The 20,315-nt window shown below is 54.8% G+C and carries 16 protein-coding genes; 10 read left to right on the plus strand and 6 right to left on the minus strand.

Annotated features, from left to right (window positions below; translation table 11 throughout):
- Positions 1 to 59: 59 nt before the first annotated feature.
- Positions 60 to 2,456, minus strand: a complete 2,397-nt coding sequence (locus ED901_RS24865) for a putative mucin/carbohydrate-binding domain-containing protein (protein ID WP_122097551.1) — start codon at positions 2,454 to 2,456, stop codon at positions 60 to 62.
- 422 nt (positions 2,457 to 2,878) lie between these two features.
- On the opposite strand from ED901_RS24865, the gene ED901_RS24870 reads away from it, so the two are divergent.
- The 8 genes from ED901_RS24870 (at position 2,879) to menE (ending at position 11,095) form a co-directional block, all read left to right on the plus strand.
- Positions 2,879 to 3,394, plus strand: a complete 516-nt coding sequence (locus ED901_RS24870; protein ID WP_056782267.1) for a DUF1097 domain-containing protein — start codon at positions 2,879 to 2,881, stop codon at positions 3,392 to 3,394.
- 103 nt (positions 3,395 to 3,497) lie between these two features.
- Positions 3,498 to 3,806, plus strand: coding sequence for a DUF883 family protein (locus ED901_RS24875; protein ID WP_122097552.1), 309 nt, complete (start codon positions 3,498 to 3,500; stop codon positions 3,804 to 3,806).
- Between the two features lie 254 nt (positions 3,807 to 4,060).
- Entirely contained in the window at positions 4,061 to 5,398 is a 1,338-nt protein-coding gene (gene menF / locus ED901_RS24880) for an isochorismate synthase MenF (protein WP_122097553.1), read from the plus strand.
- A gap of 23 nt (positions 5,399 to 5,421) precedes the next feature.
- Positions 5,422 to 7,095 (plus strand): 2-succinyl-5-enolpyruvyl-6-hydroxy-3-cyclohexene-1-carboxylic-acid synthase, encoded by a 1,674-nt coding sequence (menD, locus tag ED901_RS24885; RefSeq protein ID WP_122097554.1) that lies wholly within the window; start codon positions 5,422 to 5,424, stop codon positions 7,093 to 7,095.
- Positions 7,092 to 7,889 (plus strand): 2-succinyl-6-hydroxy-2,4-cyclohexadiene-1-carboxylate synthase, encoded by a 798-nt coding sequence (menH, locus tag ED901_RS24890; RefSeq protein ID WP_122097555.1) that lies wholly within the window; start codon positions 7,092 to 7,094, stop codon positions 7,887 to 7,889. Before menD ends, menH begins: the two co-directional genes overlap by 4 nt.
- Positions 7,876 to 8,733 carry a 1,4-dihydroxy-2-naphthoyl-CoA synthase gene (gene menB, locus ED901_RS24895; protein ID WP_056782282.1) on the plus strand — a complete coding sequence of 286 codons (858 nt, stop codon included), beginning with the start codon at positions 7,876 to 7,878 and terminating at the stop codon, positions 8,731 to 8,733. Before menH ends, menB begins: the two co-directional genes overlap by 14 nt.
- Positions 8,733 to 9,734 carry an o-succinylbenzoate synthase gene (gene menC, locus ED901_RS24900; protein WP_122097556.1) on the plus strand — a complete coding sequence of 334 codons (1,002 nt, stop codon included), beginning with the start codon at positions 8,733 to 8,735 and terminating at the stop codon, positions 9,732 to 9,734. The genes menB and menC overlap by 1 nt, the downstream gene beginning before the upstream one ends.
- Positions 9,719 to 11,095 (plus strand): o-succinylbenzoate--CoA ligase, encoded by a 1,377-nt coding sequence (menE, locus tag ED901_RS24905; protein WP_122097557.1) that lies wholly within the window; start codon positions 9,719 to 9,721, stop codon positions 11,093 to 11,095. Before menC ends, menE begins: the two co-directional genes overlap by 16 nt.
- Before the next feature lie 49 nt (positions 11,096 to 11,144).
- Here menE and ED901_RS24910 read toward each other — a convergent pair whose 3' ends face one another.
- Positions 11,145 to 12,578 carry a catalase gene (locus tag ED901_RS24910; RefSeq protein WP_056782287.1) on the minus strand — a complete coding sequence of 478 codons (1,434 nt, stop codon included), beginning with the start codon at positions 12,576 to 12,578 and terminating at the stop codon, positions 11,145 to 11,147.
- A gap of 336 nt (positions 12,579 to 12,914) precedes the next feature.
- Here ED901_RS24910 and ED901_RS24915 point away from each other — a divergent pair, with 336 nt between their 5' ends.
- Both ED901_RS24915 and ED901_RS24920 read left to right on the plus strand, forming a co-directional pair.
- A complete protein-coding gene (locus tag ED901_RS24915; protein ID WP_056782289.1) occupies positions 12,915 to 13,460 on the plus strand; it encodes a YfaZ family outer membrane protein in 546 nt (181 codons plus the stop codon).
- Positions 13,461 to 13,589: 129 nt separating this feature from the next.
- Positions 13,590 to 14,795: a nicotinamide mononucleotide deamidase-related protein YfaY gene (locus ED901_RS24920; protein WP_122097559.1), complete on the plus strand. Its 1,206-nt coding sequence runs from the start codon at positions 13,590 to 13,592 to the stop codon at positions 14,793 to 14,795.
- A 638-nt stretch (positions 14,796 to 15,433) separates the two neighbouring features.
- Here ED901_RS24920 and yfaE read toward each other — a convergent pair.
- The 4 genes from yfaE to ubiG form a co-directional block, all read right to left on the minus strand.
- Positions 15,434 to 15,694 carry a class I ribonucleotide reductase maintenance protein YfaE gene (gene yfaE / locus ED901_RS24925; RefSeq protein WP_056782296.1) on the minus strand — a complete coding sequence of 87 codons (261 nt, stop codon included), beginning with the start codon at positions 15,692 to 15,694 and terminating at the stop codon, positions 15,434 to 15,436.
- Positions 15,695 to 16,825 carry a class Ia ribonucleoside-diphosphate reductase subunit beta gene (gene nrdB, locus ED901_RS24930; protein ID WP_056782298.1) on the minus strand — a complete coding sequence of 377 codons (1,131 nt, stop codon included), beginning with the start codon at positions 16,823 to 16,825 and terminating at the stop codon, positions 15,695 to 15,697.
- Positions 16,826 to 16,897: 72 nt separating this feature from the next.
- Positions 16,898 to 19,180, minus strand: a complete 2,283-nt coding sequence (gene nrdA / locus ED901_RS24935) for a class 1a ribonucleoside-diphosphate reductase subunit alpha (RefSeq protein WP_056782300.1) — start codon at positions 19,178 to 19,180, stop codon at positions 16,898 to 16,900.
- Between the two features lie 503 nt (positions 19,181 to 19,683).
- On the minus strand, positions 19,684 to 20,315 hold a 632-nt coding region (gene ubiG / locus ED901_RS24940), incomplete at its 5' end, for a bifunctional 2-polyprenyl-6-hydroxyphenol methylase/3-demethylubiquinol 3-O-methyltransferase UbiG (RefSeq protein ID WP_122097560.1).

A 20,315-nucleotide genomic window follows, 5' to 3' on the forward strand; every position in this document is an offset into this window, starting at 1 on the left:
CTGTTATGAAAAACGAAGCCGCTCATCTGAGCGGCTTTTTTTATAGCACGACTAAGGGATTACGGATTTTGATGAACATATTTAAACAGTGCTTTGCCGTTTTCATCAGAGACAGTCACCTGCAATGAAGGGTTTTTCCCCTCGGTGGCAATCAGCGTTTTGCTGGCCCCCGCTTCACAGCCGTTAGCCGTCACCGTCGCTTCATAAGTAAACTCAGAACCCTCCGCATTTCCCTGAAGATTGAGCGTGAATCCATTCGGCTGAATCACGGGTTCGGGAACAACGCTGTCATTTGAAGGAATAACGTCTTTATAGTCTTCCAGCAATTGCTCTTTTTGCGGGCTTGGGAACAGCGCAATCGCCATGTAAATGTCGTCTTTCGCGGAGGCAAATTTCGCCGCCAGCATGGCAGGAGTCGCTCTGATGATCTCAGCCTGCTTACTGATACTGGCAGCCAGAGACACAAAGGGATCGTTCTCTACCGCGACGTTGACCAGACCGGCCGGTGTGACAATAAAACTGTTATTGGACGATTTGGTATTCACCACGCCCGCGATATAAGGGCTCAGCTTGAGACGATTAGTGACTTCGGCGTGGAAAATGTTGATGCGATAGTTCGGTTCAAACGCAATGACATCGTGCGATGTGGTCGTCTTATCACCATTGATGGTGCGGTTGTAAACAATGTTGCCTGCCAGATCGTAAATTTCAATTTTGGCATAGGCCTGATTAACGAAGTAAGAATGTGGGGAAGTATTGTTCACATCCACCCTGATGGTTTGCCTGGTATGATCGATTTTTAGGGTGCAGAACAAAGAATCCGAAAGCCCCAGGAAGTTGAAAGACTGGTTTGCCAGTAATGCACCGAGCTTAGCTTCATAAGTTGCTGTCTGGGTATTGCTGCCATTTTTAACGATGGCGTAATGATCATTGACGTAATACTTCGTACTTTTGCCAGTAGGAAGCTGCAATTTGTAGGCACCTATCGGCAGTTGTGACAGCGTCAGCTTGTCATCGGAAATCGGGATGGACAGCAACGGCTGGCTGGCATCTTCGCTCAGCAGAAATGCGCTTTCTCCGCTGATTTGGGTTGAATCAGCAATGTTCAACACAATGGTCAGATCGCCTTTTAATGACGTGGACGCAAGCTCTGTCGCGGTGACCAGAGACAATACCGAAGGCAGGTTCAGGCTGGTTCTGAGGGTAGCCGCGTCAGTGCTGCTGACCAGTTCTGAAAGGGGATAAGCCGGTTCACCGTCATTAAACAGATTGATTTCGCGTTGTTTATCCGAGAGTGTTGCACCCGCGCGATAGATATAAGGGGTGACATCCACTCCGCCAATTCGAAGGTAACTGTCAGACAGTAAATCCAGCACCAGGTAGTCAGAGGCCACAAAGCCGCTTTGATTGCTGATGACCCGGTAATTTTTGTAGAAATGAGTGAAGGCGTTGTCACCCCCACGGTCTTTCAACTGCATCATGAAGAACAGTTTGGAGCGCAGATCCCAGCTTGCGACAGATTTGTTCTCTTTGAGGTTTTTTTGAATGGCCGCGAGAACGGCGGCCTCTTTACCGTAGTTGTATAACCAGCCTTTCTTGTAAACCAGATCACCTAACACCAGGTTTTGGAAACTGGCGGCAAAAATGTTGTTCCAGACTTCGTGGGTAGAAAATTGGGGATCCGAGACAAATTTGCCTTCATACCCATGCCCGATTTCATGTAATGCTCCCCAGTTATCGATCATGGCGGCGAGCCAATATCCTGCGATGTTGGAACTTGATTCCGCCGTCCAGTTTGTGCCGTAGTAAGCCCCGCCAGGACCGTTCAGATCCGCTTTAGCAAAATAGCGGTTAGGGATATTTTTATCCGTGGCGACGGTTGCATCAACGCTGATCCCCATAAGGGAATTATAGAATTCAAAGATTTGGGTATAATTATTAATTATCCCATTCAAATTATCCGCCGTCCCGGTGTTTTTCATTTTTGCTTTATCACTCTTGGGAACCAGGATCTGAATATATTGAGAATGAATTAAAGCAAACTCCGCATCGTGTCCGTCCCATAATTGGAAGAAGGCGCGTTCGTTATCATTTAAATTATAGACAGGCAGAGGTTTGGCGGTTGAAGAGAAACTGAATTTTACCACCGGTAATTCTGCCGAAGACGTATAGGGCGTGGTGATGAAGGGGACGGAAGTGGTCGTGAACGAGATATCAGTAGCTTTGCTGGTGACGGAGAAGGATTTTTCTGTGTCCGAGTCGGTGTTTAGTAACCAGAGCGTCAGAGGGGCGGTGAACTTGGGGTTCGTTTGCTGAACCGTCAGCGTGTCGCCAGCGGCGAGGATCAGGTCAATATGCTGACGGTCGTGGTTAATACCTTTATCGATGCCGGCTTTTTTCAGCCAGGTAGGATCCTGCAAGGTATAAAGTGTTTTCTCTCGCGTAATAATAGTCATCTTTACAACTCCGGTATATTAATTCAGAGGTAATAAGCAGCATTCTTTTATACATGCCGCTTATTAAAATCGACGGGTATCTTCTTATGAAGCCGGATGAATTATATAAACAGGACGTCGTGCGGGTGAAATAACAATGCCTAACAAAACCATCATCAATAAAAAGAGAAAAGTAAAAATTATGATTAATTATCTTCATGACTTTTATCAGGCGAAATATTCCCATCACATCCCTCCCGAATGCGCCTTCACGCGTTCAGGAGTGGGGGAGTAAAGAGCAAAAGCGGCTCATTTTGTGATGCAAATCGCATTTATATGTACGTTCAGCATAAAATTACATTGGAAATGTGATCTTGCCCATTCCATTCTTGCCATCAATGAGTAAACTGCGCGCTTGTTCAACATTGCGCAGGTTTTAAACCATGAATGTTTTAGTGATGATCGCGATCACCACCGGCATCCTCTCCGGTGTCTGGGGCTGGGTAGCCATCAGTCTGGGACTCATCGGCTGGGCGGGTTTCCTCGGCTGTACGGCGTACTTCGCTTGCCCGCAAGGCGGCCTGCGCGGGCTGGTTATCAGCACGCTGACCTGTATGAGTGGCGTCTTCTGGGCGGTGGTTATCATGGCGGGCAGCGCCATGCGACCTGAGTGGAGCATTCTGGGTTATATGCTGACCGGCGTTGTGGCCTTCCTGATGTGTATTCAGGCGCGTCAGCAGTGGCTGGCGTTTGTGCCCGGCACCTTTATCGGCGCCTGCGCGACCTTTGCCGCTCAGGGGAACTGGCGTCTGGTGGTCGTCTCTTTGCTCGTTGGACTGGTTTTCGGTTACGCGATGAAAAACAGTGGATTATGGCTGGCAAAACAGCGTGAGAAACAGCAACTGGCCACGAAAAAAACGCCTGCGTTTACTCAGACCAAAGGGTCGGAAGGTTCTTAAAACCCCGTTTTTACGGAAGTTTATGTGAAATCTCACAGGCATTTCATCCCGATCTGCGCTACGGTTAATGACAAGTGAACGATCACATCATAAGGAGATACCCATGGCTGACCAATTTGAATCACAGCAGAATTCGTTAGATGACGATTTACGCATGCTGACTGAAACGCTGGAAGAAGTGCTGAAGTCTTCCGGTGATAAAGCTGACGAAAAGTACGTTGAAATCAAGTCCCGCGCAGAATACGCGCTGAAGGACATCAAAAACCGCCTTGATCCGAAAGCCCGTTCCTACTGTCGCAAAGCGCGTGATGTTGCCGAGCAAACCGACAGCTATGTGCGCGAAAATCCGTGGCACGGTGTGGGTGTCGGTGCTGTAGTAGGTTTAGTTGTCGGCCTGTTGCTGCGCCGCTAAGTCTCCGGTAATCCGCAGGGCAGCCATCAGGCTGCCCTCATTTCATCCGCTTTTGCGCGTTCTGCCGCTTTGATAATCCTTTTTTCTCCTCCTATACTCCTTCGTAGCTTATAGCTCTCACTACAGCTTGATCTGTCGCATATTTTCATTTTTCGTAACGCCTCATAATTCATCCGTAATTGATCCAACCCGTTTTTTGATCCAGAAGGGTATTTCTGCCCGTCACAAAACATCCGGTATGGCCCGAGGTAGCGGTGAAACAGATATCAGCAATCATTGACCAGCTTGATGCAACGCTTGCAGGCGAATGGCCTGACGCTGCGGGTATCCGGCAGTTCAGTTATTCCCTGCAAAAACAGCCTGACACCGGCCTGCTCGAATGGCTGTCGGCGCAACCCTGCTACCCGAAATTCTACTGGCAACAGCGCGACGGTCATGACGAAGCGGCCGTGTGCGGCGATGCGTATGCCTTTGGCGATATGCAACAGGCGCAGGCCTTTATCCGCCAGCACCGTGATATTCCCGATCTGCACATCTGGGGGCTGAATGCCTTCAACGGCGCGGATGCAGGCGGGCGCGCAGCCAATGCGCTGTTTTTACCTCGCATCGAACTTTGCCGCAGCGGCACGACGTACTGGCTGCGCTGCACGCTGTTCAGCGCGGTATCGCTGCGGGAAGAGGCGCGTCGCACGCGGTTATTCCTGCGTTCGCTGGTCGCCAGCCATGCTTTACCGCCCATCATGTCCCGCGTCGTCCAGCATCAGCATCTGCCCGCCGAACCACAGTGGAACCAGCTCATTAACCGTGCGCTGAAAGGCATTGAGCAGCAGCAGTTTGACAAAGTCGTGCTGGCACGCAAAACCACCTTAACCCTCAGCCAGCCGCTTAATGCCTGTGCCTTTCTCGCCGCCAGCCGTGCGGTGAATCACCACTGTTACCACTTTATGCTGGCATTCACGCCGCAGCAGGCATTTCTCGGCTCAAGCCCCGAACGCCTGTTCCTGCGTGATCACACTGAGCTGTTCACCGAGGCGCTGGCCGGAACGGTCGCCAATCATCCTGATCTTCAGAAAGCCCGCGAACTTGGCGAATGGCTGCTCAACGATGGCAAAAATCAGCGCGAAAATCTGCTGGTGGTCGATGATATTTGCCAGCGTTTGCAGGGCGGGGCGCACTCTCTGGATGTGATGCCTGCGGAGATCCTGCGGCTGCGCAAAGTGCAGCATTTACGTCGCAGCATTCATGGTGAACTGACCGGCGCTGATGACGCGGGGTGTCTGCAGCGTCTGCAACCGACCGCGGCCGTCGCCGGATTACCGCGCCAGGCTGCGCGGGAGTTTATCGCCGGGCATGAACCTTTTGACCGGGAGTGGTACGCCGGTTCGGCCGGTTATCTGAGCACAGAACAAAGTGAATTTACCGTGGCGCTGCGCTCGGCAGCCGTCAAAGGACATCATCTGGAACTCTACGCTGGCGCAGGTATCGTCGCCGGTTCAGATGCTGCACAGGAGTGGCAGGAGATCGAAAACAAAGCCGCAGGATTGCGGACTTTGCTGGAAGAACACTACACGCCTGCCGTTCAGGCCGGATAATCCTTTGCCGGAGTAAGCTGATCATGTCTGTTGCCGTTTTTAACCGCCGCTGGGCGACGCTGATTCTTGAGTCAGTCACCCGACATCAGGTACAGCACGTCTGCATCGCGCCGGGCTCCCGTTCCACGCCGCTGACACTTGCGGCGGCCGCGCATCCGCACCTGATCTGCCACACCCATTTTGACGAACGCGGCCTCGGCCATCTGGCACTCGGGCTGGCGAAGGCCAGCGGAAAACCGGTCGCGGTGATCGTCACCTCGGGTACGGCGGTGGCGAATCTCTATCCGGCGCTGATCGAGGCCGGGCTGACCGGCGAAAAACTCATTTTGCTGACGGCCGATCGCCCGCCGGAGCTTATCGACTGTGGAGCCAATCAGGCCATACGCCAGACCGGCATGTTTGCCAGCCACCCGGTGCAGACGCTGGATTTACCGCGCCCGACGCCGGAAATCAGCGCGCGCTGGCTGGTTTCGGCGCTGGATAACGCTCTGGCGCAGCAAACTCATGGCGCGGTTCACATTAACTGCCCGTTTGCCGAACCGCTGTACGGCGAGGACAACGGCGAACATCAGGAGTGGATGCAACAGCTCGGCGACTGGTGGCAGGGCCATCAGCCGTGGCTGAGTTTTGCGCCGGTTCAGTATGCTCCGGCGCAGCCTGACTGGTTCTCGTGGCGACAAAAACGCGGCGTGATCATCGCCGGTCGCCTTTCTGCCTGTGAAAGTGAACTGCTGGCGCAATGGGCCGACCAGCTCGGCTGGCCGTTGCTCAGCGATGTACAGGCCGCGACCGGCAATCCTTTGCCATGCGCCGATTTGTGGCTGGCATCTGCGCAGGCGGAAAAACTGCTGGGACGCGCGCAACTGGTGGTGCAGTTCGGTGGCGGGCTGACCGGCAAACGCTTGTTGCAATGGCAGGCGACGTGTCAGCCGGAAGAGTACTGGCTGGTCGATCCTTTGCCTGGCCGGCAAGATCCCGCGCAACACCGGGGCCGGCGTATTCAGGCCAGTATTGAGACGTGGCTCGCCCTGCATCCGGCGCAACATCAGCCTGACTGGGCGCCTGAGCTTGACGAATGTGCCGCGCGCGCGCGTCATGCAGTCGAGCTGCGCCTCGCAGGCACCTTCGGCGAAGCGGTCGCCGCCTGGCAATTACCGTCCTTGTTGCCGGAGCACGGACAGCTGTTTCTCGGTAACAGCCTGATCGTCCGGCTGGTCGATGCTTTTGCACAACTCCCTTGCGGATACCCTGTTTTCGCGAATCGCGGTGCCAGCGGCATCGATGGCCTGCTCTCTACTGCCGCAGGGGTGCAGCGGGCCACATGCAAACCGACGCTGGTGCTGCTCGGCGACATCTCCGCACTTTACGATTTGAATGCGCTTGCGCTGATGCGTCAGTGCTCTGCGCCGACGGTCATCATCGTGGTGAACAACAACGGCGGGCAGATTTTCTCGCTGCTGCCTACGCCTGAGGCGGAGCGCCAGCGTTTCTACTGCATGCCGCAAAACGTCGATTTCCGCCACGCCGCCGCGATGTTTGGACTCGATTACGCCAGCCCGACCTCCATGCCCGAACTGTACGACGCGGTCACTCAATGCTGGCAACATGGCGGTGTAAAACTGGTGGAGCTGAAGGTCAATGACACCGATGGCGCACACGCTCTGCGCGCGCTGGTCAGCGAGGTCAGTCAGTCATGACGCTGGCCTGTACGCGCCTGAATGCCGACGTGAAAGGGCGGCCATGGCTGGTTTTCCTGCACGGCCTGCTGGGCAGTGCCGATGACTGGCAACCCTTGTTCGCTGAGCTTTCCGGCTGGCCTTGTCTGCTGGTGGATTTGCCGGGGCACGGGCGTTCCGCGTCGTTAACGGCCGCAGGATTTGCAGATGTCAGCCAGCTGTTAACCGATACCTTGCACGGGCAGGGCATTACCCGCTACTGGCTGATTGGCTATTCCCTCGGCGGGCGCATCAGCCTGTATCACGCCTGTCAGGGCGACGCCCGCGGGCTGCAAGGCGTGCTGGTCGAGGGCGCTCACACGGGGCTAACCTGCCAGGCCGCGCGCGCGCAGCGCCGTCACCACGATCAGCAATGGGCAACGCGTTTTGTGCAGTTGCCCTGGAAACAGGCGCTCACCAACTGGTATCGCCAGCCGGTGTTTGACAGCCTGACCGATGCGCAGCGTCAGACACTGATCCTGCTGCGCGAAGCAAACTCTCCTCACAGCGTCGCTGCCATGCTGGCCGCCACCTCATTGGCGGTGCAGCCCGATTTGCGTTTGAAGCTGCATCAGCTTTCCCTGCCGCTGGCGTGGTTGTGCGGCAGCGCGGACACCAAATTTATTACTCTCGCGCAGCAGTCGGGTTTCGAACTGCGCACAGTTGCCAATGCCGGGCATAACGCCCATCGTGACAATCCGGCGGAATTTGCCCGTCAGGCGCTGGCATTCATTACTTCACCTGTCTTAAAGGACGTTGAGCATGATTTATCCTGATGAAAAAGAATTGTACGCGCCGGTTGAATGGCGTGATTGCACCGGTGATTTTGAAGATATCCGCTATCACAAATCCACCGACGGTATCGCCAAAATCACCATAAACCGTCCTCAGGTGCGTAATGCTTTCCGCCCGCTGACCGTGAAAGAAATGATCCGCGCGCTGGATGATGCCCGTTATGACGAAGGCATTGGCGTGATCGTGCTGACCGGCGAAGGGGATAAAGCGTTCTGCGCAGGCGGCGATCAGAAAGTGCGTGGTGACTACGGCGGCTATCAGGATGCCAGCGGCGTACATCATCTGAACGTGCTGGATTTCCAGCGCCAGATCCGCACCTGCCCGAAACCCGTGGTGGCGATGGTGGCCGGCTATTCCATCGGCGGCGGTCACGTACTGCATATGATGTGTGACCTGACCATTGCGGCGGATAACGCCATCTTTGGCCAGACCGGACCGAAAGTCGGTTCGTTTGACGGTGGCTGGGGCGCGTCCTACATGGCGCGTATTGTCGGTCAGAAAAAAGCCCGTGAAATCTGGTTCCTGTGCCGTCAGTACGATGCGGCTGCGGCGCTGGATATGGGGCTGGTCAACACCGTTGTGCCGCTGGCGGATCTGGAAAAAGAAACCGTGCGCTGGTGTCGTGAAATGCTGGAAAACAGCCCGATGGCGCTGCGTTGTCTGAAAGCCGCACTTAACGCCGACTGCGACGGTCAGGCCGGTTTGCAGGAACTGGCGGGGAACGCCACCATGCTGTTCTACATGACCGATGAAGGTCAGGAAGGTCGCAACGCGTTTGTAGAAAAACGCCAGCCGGACTTCAGCAAATTTAAGCGGAATCCATAATGCGCCGCGCCACGGTGTACCGGTACAGCCTGCCTATGGACGCGGGCGTGGTGTTACGCAATCAGCGACTGAAAACCCGCGACGGGCTGCTGGTGTCATTGTGGCAGGACGAAAAAACCGGCTGGGGTGAAATCGCACCGCTGCCGGGATTCAGTGCGGAAGATTTGTCGCAGGCGCAGGAGGCGGTGCAGCACGGTCTGAGTCAGTGGATGCAGGGTGCATCACTGGCAGCGGTTGCCTCGGCGTTCAGCGCCTTGCCTTCTGTTGCCTTCGGCCTGAGCTGCGCCGATGCCGAACTTCGCGGCGAATTACCGCCCGTGCTGAGTACGCGCTGTGCGCCACTGTGCCACGGTGATCCGAATGAATTGTATGCGCGTCTCGGCGCGCTGCCCGGTGACGCTCATGGCCGGAAAGTGGCGAAGGTAAAAGTCGGTTTATACGAGTCGGTCGGCGACGGGCTGAACGTCAGTATGCTGCTGGAAGCCCTGCCGGATCTGCATTTGCGTCTCGATGCTAACCGCAGCTGGACGCAGGCCAAATCCGAAGGGTTCGCCCGTCACGTCGCACCTGAACTGCGGTCACGCATTACTTTTATTGAAGAACCCTGCCAGACCAGGGAGCAATCCCGCGCATTTGCTCAGGCAACCGGCATTGCCATTGCCTGGGATGAAAGCGTACGCGAAGCCGGTTTTACCGTGCAGGCAGAGCCGGGGCTGGCGGCGATCATCATCAAACCCACGCTCACCGGCAGCCTGATGCGCTGCCGTCAGCTGATCGCTCAGGCGCATGCCGTCGGGCTAGAGGCGGTGATCAGTTCCTCGATCGAATCAAGTCTTGGTCTGACGCAACTGGCGCGTATCGCCCAGTGGCTGACGCCGGACGCCATTCCGGGGCTGGATACGCTGGATCTCATGCAGGCGCAACTGGTTCGCCGCTGGCCGGGCTCTGAATTACCGGTGACCGATGTGTCTGATCTGGAGTGTGTGTGGCAGAGCAAATGATCAAAGACTGGCCGTGGCGTGAAAGGGCAAACCTGTCGCCTTTTGCCGTGGCGCTGAAAGCCGGTGATATCACCTGGTGCTGGCGTGATTTGCAGCACCGCGTGGATACGCTGGCTGCCGGATTTATTCAGCAGGGCGTCGGCGAGGGCACCGGCGTGGTGCTGCGCAGTAAAAATACGCTGGATGCGGTACTCAGTTATCTGGCGTTGCTGCAAACCGGCGCGCGTCTGTTGCCGCTTAATCCGCAACTGCCGCAGGCGTTATGCGAAGCATTACTGCCGCAGCTCGATATCGGATTTGTGCTGGATCTGGCGGAATCGCCGTTGCCGCTGGCTATGGCGGCGCTGACCCTGCAAAACGCGTATTGCGGCCAGGCTGTGCAGTGGCAGCCACAACGTCTCGCCACACTGACGCTGACATCCGGTTCCAGCGGCTTGCCGAAGGCCGCCGCGCACACCGCAGCCGCGCATCTTGCCAGTGCGGCGGGCGTACTGAACCTGATCCCTTTCACCCGTAATGACAGCTGGCTGCTTTCACTGCCGCTGTTTCACGTTTCCGGGCAAGGCATTATCTGGCGCTGGCTGACGGCGGGGGCCACGCTGGTGCTGGCCGAAGGGCAACCGCTGGAAGCTGCGCTGGCAGAATGCAGCCACGCCTCGCTGGTACCCACTCAGCTCTGGCGCTTACTCAGACAGCCTTCAGTGCCCGCAAAACTGCAACATGTCCTGCTCGGCGGCGCGCAAATTCCGCCGGAATTAACCGAACAGGCCGAACGTCTGGGCATTCGTTGCTGGTGCGGATATGGCATGACGGAAACCGCATCCACCGTGACGGCCAAACGCGCAGAAGGCTCAGCGGGCGTCGGACAGGTGCTGGCCGGAAAAGAGGTCAGCATTGCCGGCGAGGAAGTGCTGATCCGCGCTGACAGTCTGGCCAGCGGTTACTGGAGAAACGGTCAGTTAACCCCGCTGACCGGCAGTGACGGCTGGTTTCATACCCGTGACCGCGGCATGTGGAGCGGGGATGAGCTGCATATCGCCGGACGGCTGGATAATTTGTTTTTCAGCGGCGGGGAAGGGATCCAGCCGGAAGATATCGAGAAAGTGCTGGTCAGTCACCCGCAGGTGTCCCAGGCGTTTGTGGTGCCGGTTGAAGATGCACAATTTGGTCATCGTCCGGTGGCGATCCTCGATGCACAGGACAGTTTGCCGTATGACGAACTCAATCTGTGGCTGAGCCGTCAGGTGCCCCGTTTTCAGCTGCCGGTGGCGTATCACGCACTCCCCGCAGCCCTCGCGCAGGGCGGGATAAAAATCTCCCGAGCCAGCGTCAGGCAATGGCTGGAAACGCTGAGCGCATAAGCAAAAAGGGCCGCACATTGCGGCCCTTGTCATTGATGATGGCAAAAAATCAGTCTTTCAGTGCCTTCTCAACCCCTGCTCCATAAGCCGGATCGACTTTATAGAACAGTGCAACCTGGCGTGCCTGCGTTTCCTGCGAGGCATGTTTCAGTTCGCCCGCGATACGCGCAAACATACGCTGGTGCTCTGCTTCAGACAGCAGGTTGAACAGCAAACGCGGCTGAGTGAAGTAATCATCATCTTCACGATGATTCCAGTGATCGGCTGCACCTTCAATGCTCAGTGGCGGTTCGCTGAAATCAGGTTGCTCCTGGAACAGACCGGCGCTGTTTGGCTCATAGGTCACGCCGTTGCCGCTGTTGCCGTCCACGCGCATGGCACCGTCACGGTGATAATTATGGAACGGGCATTTCGGGGCGTTCACCGGGATCTGATGATGGTTCACGCCCAGGCGGTAGCGGTGTGCGTCGCCATAAGAGAACAGACGGCCCTGCAACATGCGGTCAGGAGAAAAACCGATGCCGGGAACGACGTTAGCCGGGCTCATGGCAACCTGTTCGACTTCTGCAAAGTAGTTTTCAGGATTACGGTTCAGCTCGAACTCACCCACTTCAATCAGCGGATAATCACCGTGCAACCAGACTTTGGTCAGGTCAAACGGGTTGTAAGGCAGTTGTGAGGCTTCCGCTTCCGGCATGATTTGCACGAAGAGCTTCCAGCGCGGGAAATCACCGCGTTCAATTGCTTCGTACAGATCACGCTGTGCGCTTTCGCGATCGGTTCCGACCAGTTTTTCAGCCTCGTCATCCATCAGGTTTTGAATGCCCTGCTGGCTGCGGAAGTGGAATTTCACCCAGAAGCGCTCATTTTCAGCATTGATAAAGCTGAAGGCATGGCTACCAAAACCGTGGATATGACGGTATGACGTTGGCAGACCACGGTCACTGACGTCGATAGTCAACTGATGCAGCGATTCAGGAAGATGAGAGAAAAAGTCCCACTTGTAAGCAGGATTGCGCAGGTTAGTGCGCGGATCGCGTTTTACCACGTGATTGAGATCGGGGAATTTCAGCGGGTCGCGCAGATAAAAAATCGGTGTATTGTTGCCGACTAAATCCCAGTTCCCTTGCTCGGTGTAAAACTTCATCGAGAAGCCGCGGATATCACGTTCTGCATCCGCCGCGCCGCGTTCACCGGCAACGGTGGAGAAGCGGATAAACATCTCGGTTTGCTTACCGATTTCTGAAAACAGACTGGCGCGGGTGTACTTCGTAATATCGTGCGTAACGGTGAAGACGCCATAAGCGCCGGATCCTTTTGCGTGCATGCGACGCTCGGGGATCACTTCGCGGTCAAAATGCGCCAGCTTTTCCAAAAACCAGACATCCTGCAGCAGTAACGGGCCGCGACGGCCTGCGGTAATGACATTGTTGTTATCGACAACGGGCGCTCCGGCAGCGGTGGTCAGTCCTTTCTTTTCCATAACCATAATTTCCTTGTATCGCGTAGATCGGGTGTGACGTGCATGATCAATGATCACATTTAACGGCAAATCCTGTGCATCCAGGCAAGTGGGTCCCTGTCCATGGGACAATTTACCTTAACGGCTAGTGTGTACCCATTCGTTGATCATGGGCAAATAGGTGAGGCTTATTATTCTGATTAGGGCAATATAAATAACGAATATATATGCGTTTCTTTACATTTTATTTGCACGCTAAGGGATTTTTAACGTTCTGAAAGATGTCACCTTTCGGCAAATTAATTTAGACTGCGCACTAAATATTTCCCCACTGTTATACGAATGTCAGGAATGATGATGAAAAAAATTATTGTAGCGGGCGCAGCCCTTGGCATGCTGCTGACGGCAACGTCTGCCAGTGCGATCAGCGTGAACGGCGAAGTGGGTGAGCACTATACCCATCTGGGCGTCGGTTTTGGCACCACGTCGCCGGGTCTGGCGCTGAGCGGCGATTACACCCACAACGATGATGATGGTGATGTGGCAGGTCTTGGCCTGGGTTACAACATTCCGCTGGGCCCGTTCATGGCAACCGTTGGCGGTAAAGGTCTGTACACCAATCCGAAAGACGGCGACGAAGGGTACGCAGCGGCTGTGGGCGGCGGTTTACAATTGCCAATCGCGAAACTGTTCACCCTTTACGGTGACTACTATTATTCTCCGGACTCCCTGTCCAGCGGCATCGGTAACTACAAAGAAGCCAATGCGGGCGTGCGTCTGACGGCGATTCCATTAGTGACCGTGAGCGTGGGTTACCGCTACATGGCGCTGGATGGTAAAGATGGCAACCGCGATAACATCGTTGCCGACGGCGCGTACGTGGGTGGCGCAGTCAATTTCTAAATCCCGTTCTGAATCAGAAAGCCTGCTTAGCAGGCTTTTTTTTCGTCTGCGCGATCACTTTGTGCCTGAGCGATTGTGTTTCTGCGTCAGCCTTTCTACAGTGGAAGGACAAAACGAGAGGAGAAAGTGATGCTTAGGGTTGAAATGCTCAGTACCGGCGAGGAAGTGCTTCACGGTCAGATCGTGGATTCAAACGCAGCGTGGCTCGCCAGCTATCTGTTTGATCAGGGTCTGCCAATGACCAGCCGTGAGACGGTAGGCGACAGCCTGGACGAACTGGTCAGCGTGATGAAAGAACGCAGCCATATCGCCGATGTATTGATCGTAAACGGCGGGTTAGGCCCGACCACGGACGATCTGAGCGCGCTGGCCGCCGCTAAAGCCTGTGGCGTGGAGCTGGTGGAAGATGCCGGGTGGATCGCCACCATGCAGGCTTTCTTCAACGAACGTGGCCGCCCGATGGCGGAATCTAACCGCAAACAGGCGCAAATCCCTGCCAATGCCGAGCTGCTGGATAATCCGGTCGGTACCGCCTGCGGTTTCAGCGTTAAGCTCAACCGCTGCCAGATTTTCTTCACGCCGGGCGTGCCTTCTGAATTCAAAGTCATGGTGGAACAGCAAATCGTTCCGCGTTTACATCAGCAATTCCCCGCGCTGGAAGCGCCGCTGTGTTTGCGCCTGACGACATTTGGCCGCGGTGAAAGCGATCTGGCGACCGAACTGGATAAAATTGATATGCCGGAAGGCGTGGTGATGGGGTACCGTTCGTCGTCGCCGATCATTGAACTGAAAGTCACCGGACCGCGTTCGCAGGAAGCGTTGATGCATCAGATTTTCGAGCGGGTACGCGAAGTTGCCGGGGAGAGTACGATTTTCGAGGGTTTCGGCAGCTTGCCGGATCGTCTGGCAGAACGTCTGCTGACGCAAAATCTGCGGCTTGCGGTCAGTGAAAGTTTTACCGGGGGCCTGCTGAACTGGCGTCTGCAAAGCGCGGGCGTGCCGCTGGCAAACGGGGAGTTATTGCCGCAGGGCAACGAGGCTTCGCCGGATAAATCCCTTGAATGCCTGCTGGCGCGCGCGCAAACCCTGGCCGAAACCACGGGCGCGCAACTGGCATTGGCTGTCGGCGCGCTGTCGGGCGATCAACTCAGTCTGGCATTGCATACGCCGTCGGGCACCAGTGGCCTGACTATCCGTTATACCGCAACGCGTCACGGTCTGGCATTACGGCAGGAGACGATGGCGATGGTGGCGATGGATCTTCTCAGGCGTTACCTGAACGGGTGGGAGCCGGTGGCGGATTATCCGTGGCTCGACCGAGTCGAGAAAGTCTAGTTATCATTCAAGGTCAACACCTTGGGCTGCCGCCCAAACCGGCCTTAAGAGGCGCCTGTCGCCGCGCCTCTTAAGAATCTCCGGCTCTTTAAAACACGTGCCATGCAGACGGGCTATGTTTCAGGTATTCCTGCTATTGCCGCAAAATCCCGCCGCTTCGCGGTGCCCTCCGGTCGGGTTACAACCCGCGCAAAAAAACGCGCGGTTTTCCACCTCTCCCTCCGGCGTGATTTTTGAAAGCGGCCACAGCCTTTTAGGTCACAACTTCTCCAACTCGGATCATTTCAGAAAACCAAAAACAAAACACTTTGCTGAGTCTCCAATTGTTTTGTCTTTAAAAAATGGTGAGGTGGCGCGATCAAAAAATCCTGCCAAACGAAGCGGCCTGAAGACCCTAGGCTTCAGGACCGAGAGAGGGCACCGCGCAGCGGCAGGGTTTTGCGCCACACTCCTTAGCCGCAGAACATGTCCACCGACCCAGCGATAGCGCGTGTTTTAAAAAAACGCGGGAGTCCAGAGGGAGAAGGTTTATTCTCCCTCTGGTCGGTGTGGGCCGACGCCCACGACCTTGACGTTGAAGTTGGTTTTGAAGTGGTTGTTAAAGCAGTTCGCAACATCGGGCTGTGGGCCAAAACCCACTAAAACTCAATCTCAATATCCCCGACCGGCATACAGCAACACGGCAAAATCTCGCCGTCAGAGATGAACGCTAAGGGTTTTTCACTGTATTCCACCGCACCGCTCACCAGTTTGACCCGGCATGATCCGCAATAACCTTCCCGGCACTGGTATTCGACGTCGACGTTGTTGTGTTCAAACACTTCCAGCAGATTGCGATGGCGGCTTTCGCATACCAGCGGGGGGCCACCGGCTGAAAGTGTGATGGTTCTGTCTGTCATTTACAGCTCGAAATCACTCAGGTCGTCGGCGTGCACTTCAGAGTCGATCTGACCGACCAGATAGGAGCTGACTTCCACTTCCTGCGGCGCAACCTGCACGTTATCAGACACCAGCCAGGCGTTGATCCACGGGATTGGGTTTGAGCGGGTTTTGAACGGTGCGGTCAGGCCAACGGCCTGCATGCGGATATTCGTGATGTATTCCACGTACTGACACAGAATGTCTTTGTTCAGGCCGATCATTGAACCGTCTTTGAACAGATATTCCGCCCAGTCTTTTTCCTGCTGTGCCGCCAGTACAAACAGATCGTGGCATTCCTGCTCACATTCTTTGGCGATTTCAACCATTTCAGGATCGTCCTGACCTGAGCGCAGCAGGTTCAGCGCGTGCTGAGTACCGGTCAGATGCAGCGCTTCGTCACGGGCGATCATCTTGATGATTTTCGCATTGCCTTCCATCAGTTCACGTTCAGCGAACGCAAAGGAACAGGCGAAGCTGACGTAGAAACGCACCGCTTCCAGCGCATTGACGCTCATCAGGCAGATGTAGAGTTTTTTCTTCAGCTCGCGCAGATTCACCACCACCGTTTTGCCGTTGACGGTATGCGTACCTTCACCCAGCAGATGGTAGTAACTGGTCATTTCGATCAGCGTGTCGTAATAACCGGAAATGTCTTTCGCACGCTTGAGGATCTCTTCGTTGGTCACGATGTCGTCAAACACAATCGCCGGATCGTTGACGATGTTACGGATGATGTGCGTGTAAGAGCGCGAGTGAATGGTTTCTGAAAACGCCCAGGTTTCGACCCAGGTTTCCAGTTCCGGAATAGAGATCAACGGTAACAACGCCACGTTCGGGCTGCGGCCCTGGATGGAATCAAGCAGCGTCTGGTATTTCAGGTTACTGAGGAAGATGTGTTTTTCGTGGTCCGGGAGTGCCTGAAAATCGATACGGTCGCGGGACACGTCAATCTCTTCCGGACGCCAGAAGAAGGACAGCTGCTTTTCGATCAGTTTTTCAAAGATTTCATGCTTCTGCTGGTCGAAACGGGCAACGTTAACCGACTGGCCAAAAAACATTGGCTCAAGAAGCTGATCGTTTTTATTCTGGGAAAAAGTACTGTAGGCCATAACTTCCTCGACATTCTCGGCAAAAACCCCCTGACGGGGGTTTCAAATAATATAGTAATTTAAAACAGAGGATTAGATTTTGCAGGCACCGCTTTCGCAGTCGTCAGCTACCTCGGCTTTCATGTCTTCCTGCACATCATCCGCACCGTCACGGGTGTTCTGATAGTACAGAGTTTTCACGCCAAATTTGTAGGCTGTCAGCAAGTCTTTCAACAATTGTTTCATCGGCACTTTGCTGTTCGGGAAGCGCGACGGGTCATAGTTGGTGTTAGACGAAATCGCCTGGTCGATGAATTTCTGCATCACGCCAACCAGTTGCAGGTAACCGTCGTTGTTTGGCATATCCCACAGAAGTTCGTACTGATCTTTCAGACGCTCATACTCCGGCACAACCTGACGCAGGATCCCGTCTTTCGACGCTTTGATGCTGATGTGGCCGCGCGGTGGCTCGATGCCGTTAGTGGCGTTGGAGATCTGCGACGACGTTTCTGAAGGCATCAGCGCGGACAGCGTAGAGTTACGCAGGCCGTGCGTTTTGATGTCTTCGCGCAGTTTATCCCAGTTCAGATGCAGAGGTTCGCTGCAAATCGCGTCCAGATCTTTCTTGTAAGTATCCACGGGCATAACGCCCTGAGAATAGGTGGTTTCGTTGAACCACTGGCATGCACCTTGCTCTTTCGCCAGTTCGTTAGAGGCTTTCAGCAGGTAATACTGAATGGCTTCGAAAGTTCTGTGCGTCAGGTTGTTTGCACTGCCGTCGGAGTAACGCACGCCGTTTTTCGCCAGATAGTATGCGTAGTTAATCACGCCAATACCCAGGGTACGACGGCCCATCGCGCCACGTTTTGCGGCTTTGATCGGGTAATCCTGATAATCGAGCAGGGCGTCGAGCGCACGAACCGCCAGCACCGCCAGCTCTTCCAGATCGTCGAGGCTTTCGATAGCGCCGAGGTTGAAAGCAGACAACGTACACAGCGCAATTTCGCCGTTTTCGTCGTTCACATCATCCAGCGGTTTGGTTGGCAGCGCGATTTCCAGACACAGGTTGGACTGGCGAACAGGAGCAATTGCCGGATCAAACGGGCTGTGGGTGTTGCAGTGGTCAACGTGCTGGATGTAGATACGGCCGGTAGACGCACGTTCCTGCATCATCAGGGAGAACAGCTCAACCGCTTTCACTTTCTGCTTACGGATGCTGGCGTCCTGCTCGTATTTCTCATACAGACGCTCGAACTCGTCCTGATCGGCAAAGAAGGCATCGTAGAGGCCAGGCACGTCAGACGGGCTGAACAGGGTGATGTCGCCGCCTTTTACCAGACGCTGATACATCAGTTTGTTGATCTGCACGCCGTAGTCCATATGACGGACGCGGTTGCCTTCAACACCACGGTTGTTTTTCAGCACCAGCAGGCTTTCCACTTCCAGATGCCACATCGGGTAGAACAGCGTCGCTGCGCCGCCACGAACGCCGCCCTGAGAACAGGATTTCACCGCGGTCTGGAAATGCTTATAGAACGGGATACAACCGGTGTGGAACGCTTCGCCGCCACGGATTGGGCTGCCCAGCGCACGGATGCGACCGGCGTTGATGCCGATACCGGCACGCTGAGAAACGTATTTCACGATGGCGCTGGAGGTCGCGTTAATGGAATCCAGGCTGTCGCCACATTCGATCAGAACGCATGAGCTGAACTGACGGGTTGGGGTGCGCACGCCAGACATGATCGGCGTAGGCAGAGAAATTTTGAAGGTCGAAATCGCGTCGTAGAAACGTTTGATGTAATCCAGACGGGTTTCGCGCGGGTAGCCGGAGAACAGGCAGGCCGCGACCAGAATGTAGAGGAACTGCGCGCTCTCGTAGATATCGCCCGATACGCGGTTCTGCGCCAGATATTTCCCTTCCAGCTGTTTAACCGCAGCGTAAGAGAAATTCATGTCGCGCCAGTGGTCAATAAAACTGTCCATCTGCTCGAACTCTTCAGCCGTGTAGTCTTCCAGCAGATGTTTGTCGTATTTACCCATTTCAACCATGCGGGTTACCTGGTCGATCAGTTTTGGTGGTTCAAACTGGCCGTAGGCTTTTTTACGCAGATGGAAAATCGCCAGACGCGCAGCCAGATATTGATAATCCGGGGCATCTTTGGAGATCAGATCCGCAGCCGCTTTGATAATGGTTTCATGAATATCAGCGGTTTTGATCCCGTCATAGAACTGGATGTGTGAACGAAGTTCTACTTGAGAAACTGATACGTTTTGAAGACCTTCCGCAGCCCAGTCAATGACACGGTGGATTTTATCAAGATTGATGCGTTCAGTGCGGCCATCACGTTTAGTTACAAGCAGACTTTGGTTCATTCGGGACGATACCTCAAAGGTTTATAAAGGGTCCGACCTGGCCGCCAGAAACGGCGCGGCAGCACGACTCGATTCTAGTGTGCTGGTCAGGATATAAACACAATATATTGTGGGTTTGTTATTTTCTGATGACAAGATAGTGACTGAACCGTCCTTTGGCAAGTGAACAAAATCGTCAGATTTGTGGATAACTTGGGGAGAAATTTCTGGTCTGCGTCTGAGGAGTCCGTCATTGCTGGCGCGACAAACCTGTCAATATCTTCGATACGATTTTCTTATATTTTTACGAAAAGTGATCGACTGCCGGTTTATTAAACGTTAGAAAAAAACGCTATATTGATCTGGATAACTATTCTAAAAAATCATGTTGCGTCGCCGACGTCACCAACGCCCTAAAAACTAAGGTTTAAGTAAAACCCATCACGCTAAGCGCGGGCAGAATTGCACTTAATCTCGCCCGGAACACATTTTCCGGGCTTGACGTCGGCGTCATTTCCGGCAGGTCAGAGGCTGGCGCTCTCTTCCGACTGGGTGTGGATCATGTAATTCACATCAACGTTCGGCCCGAGTTTGAAATGATCGGTCAGCGGGTTGTAATGCAGACCCATAATGTGACGTTCGGACAGCGACGTGCGATCGATCATGCCCAGTAATTCAGACGGCTTGATGAATTTTTTAATGTCGTGCGTGCCCTTGGGCACCATTTTCAGCACATATTCGGCGCCAAAAATCGCCATAAGCCAGGCTTTGTTATTGCGGTTGATGGTGGAGAAGAAAACATGGCCGCCCGGTTTCACCAGACGCGCGCAGGCGGCAACCACAGAAGCCGGATCGGGAACGTGTTCCAGCATTTCCATGCACGTCACCACATCGTATTGCTGAGGATGTGCATCAGCGTGGGCTTCGACAGTTTCCTGCACGTAATCGACTTTCACGCCGCTTTCCAGCGCATGCAAACGCGCGACCTGTAACGGTTCGCCGCCCATGTCCAGACCGGTGACTTTCGCGCCGGCGATGGCCATGCTTTCACTCAGAATGCCGCCGCCGCAGCCGACGTCGAGCACGTTCTTCCCGAACAGGCCGTCGGCACGCTCCAGAATGTAATTCAGGCGCAGCGGATTGATACGGTGCAGCG

Origin of the sequence: Rahnella sp. Larv3_ips, from assembly GCF_003697865.1 — a bacterium.
Classification (GTDB): domain Bacteria; phylum Pseudomonadota; class Gammaproteobacteria; order Enterobacterales; family Enterobacteriaceae; genus Rahnella; species Rahnella rivi.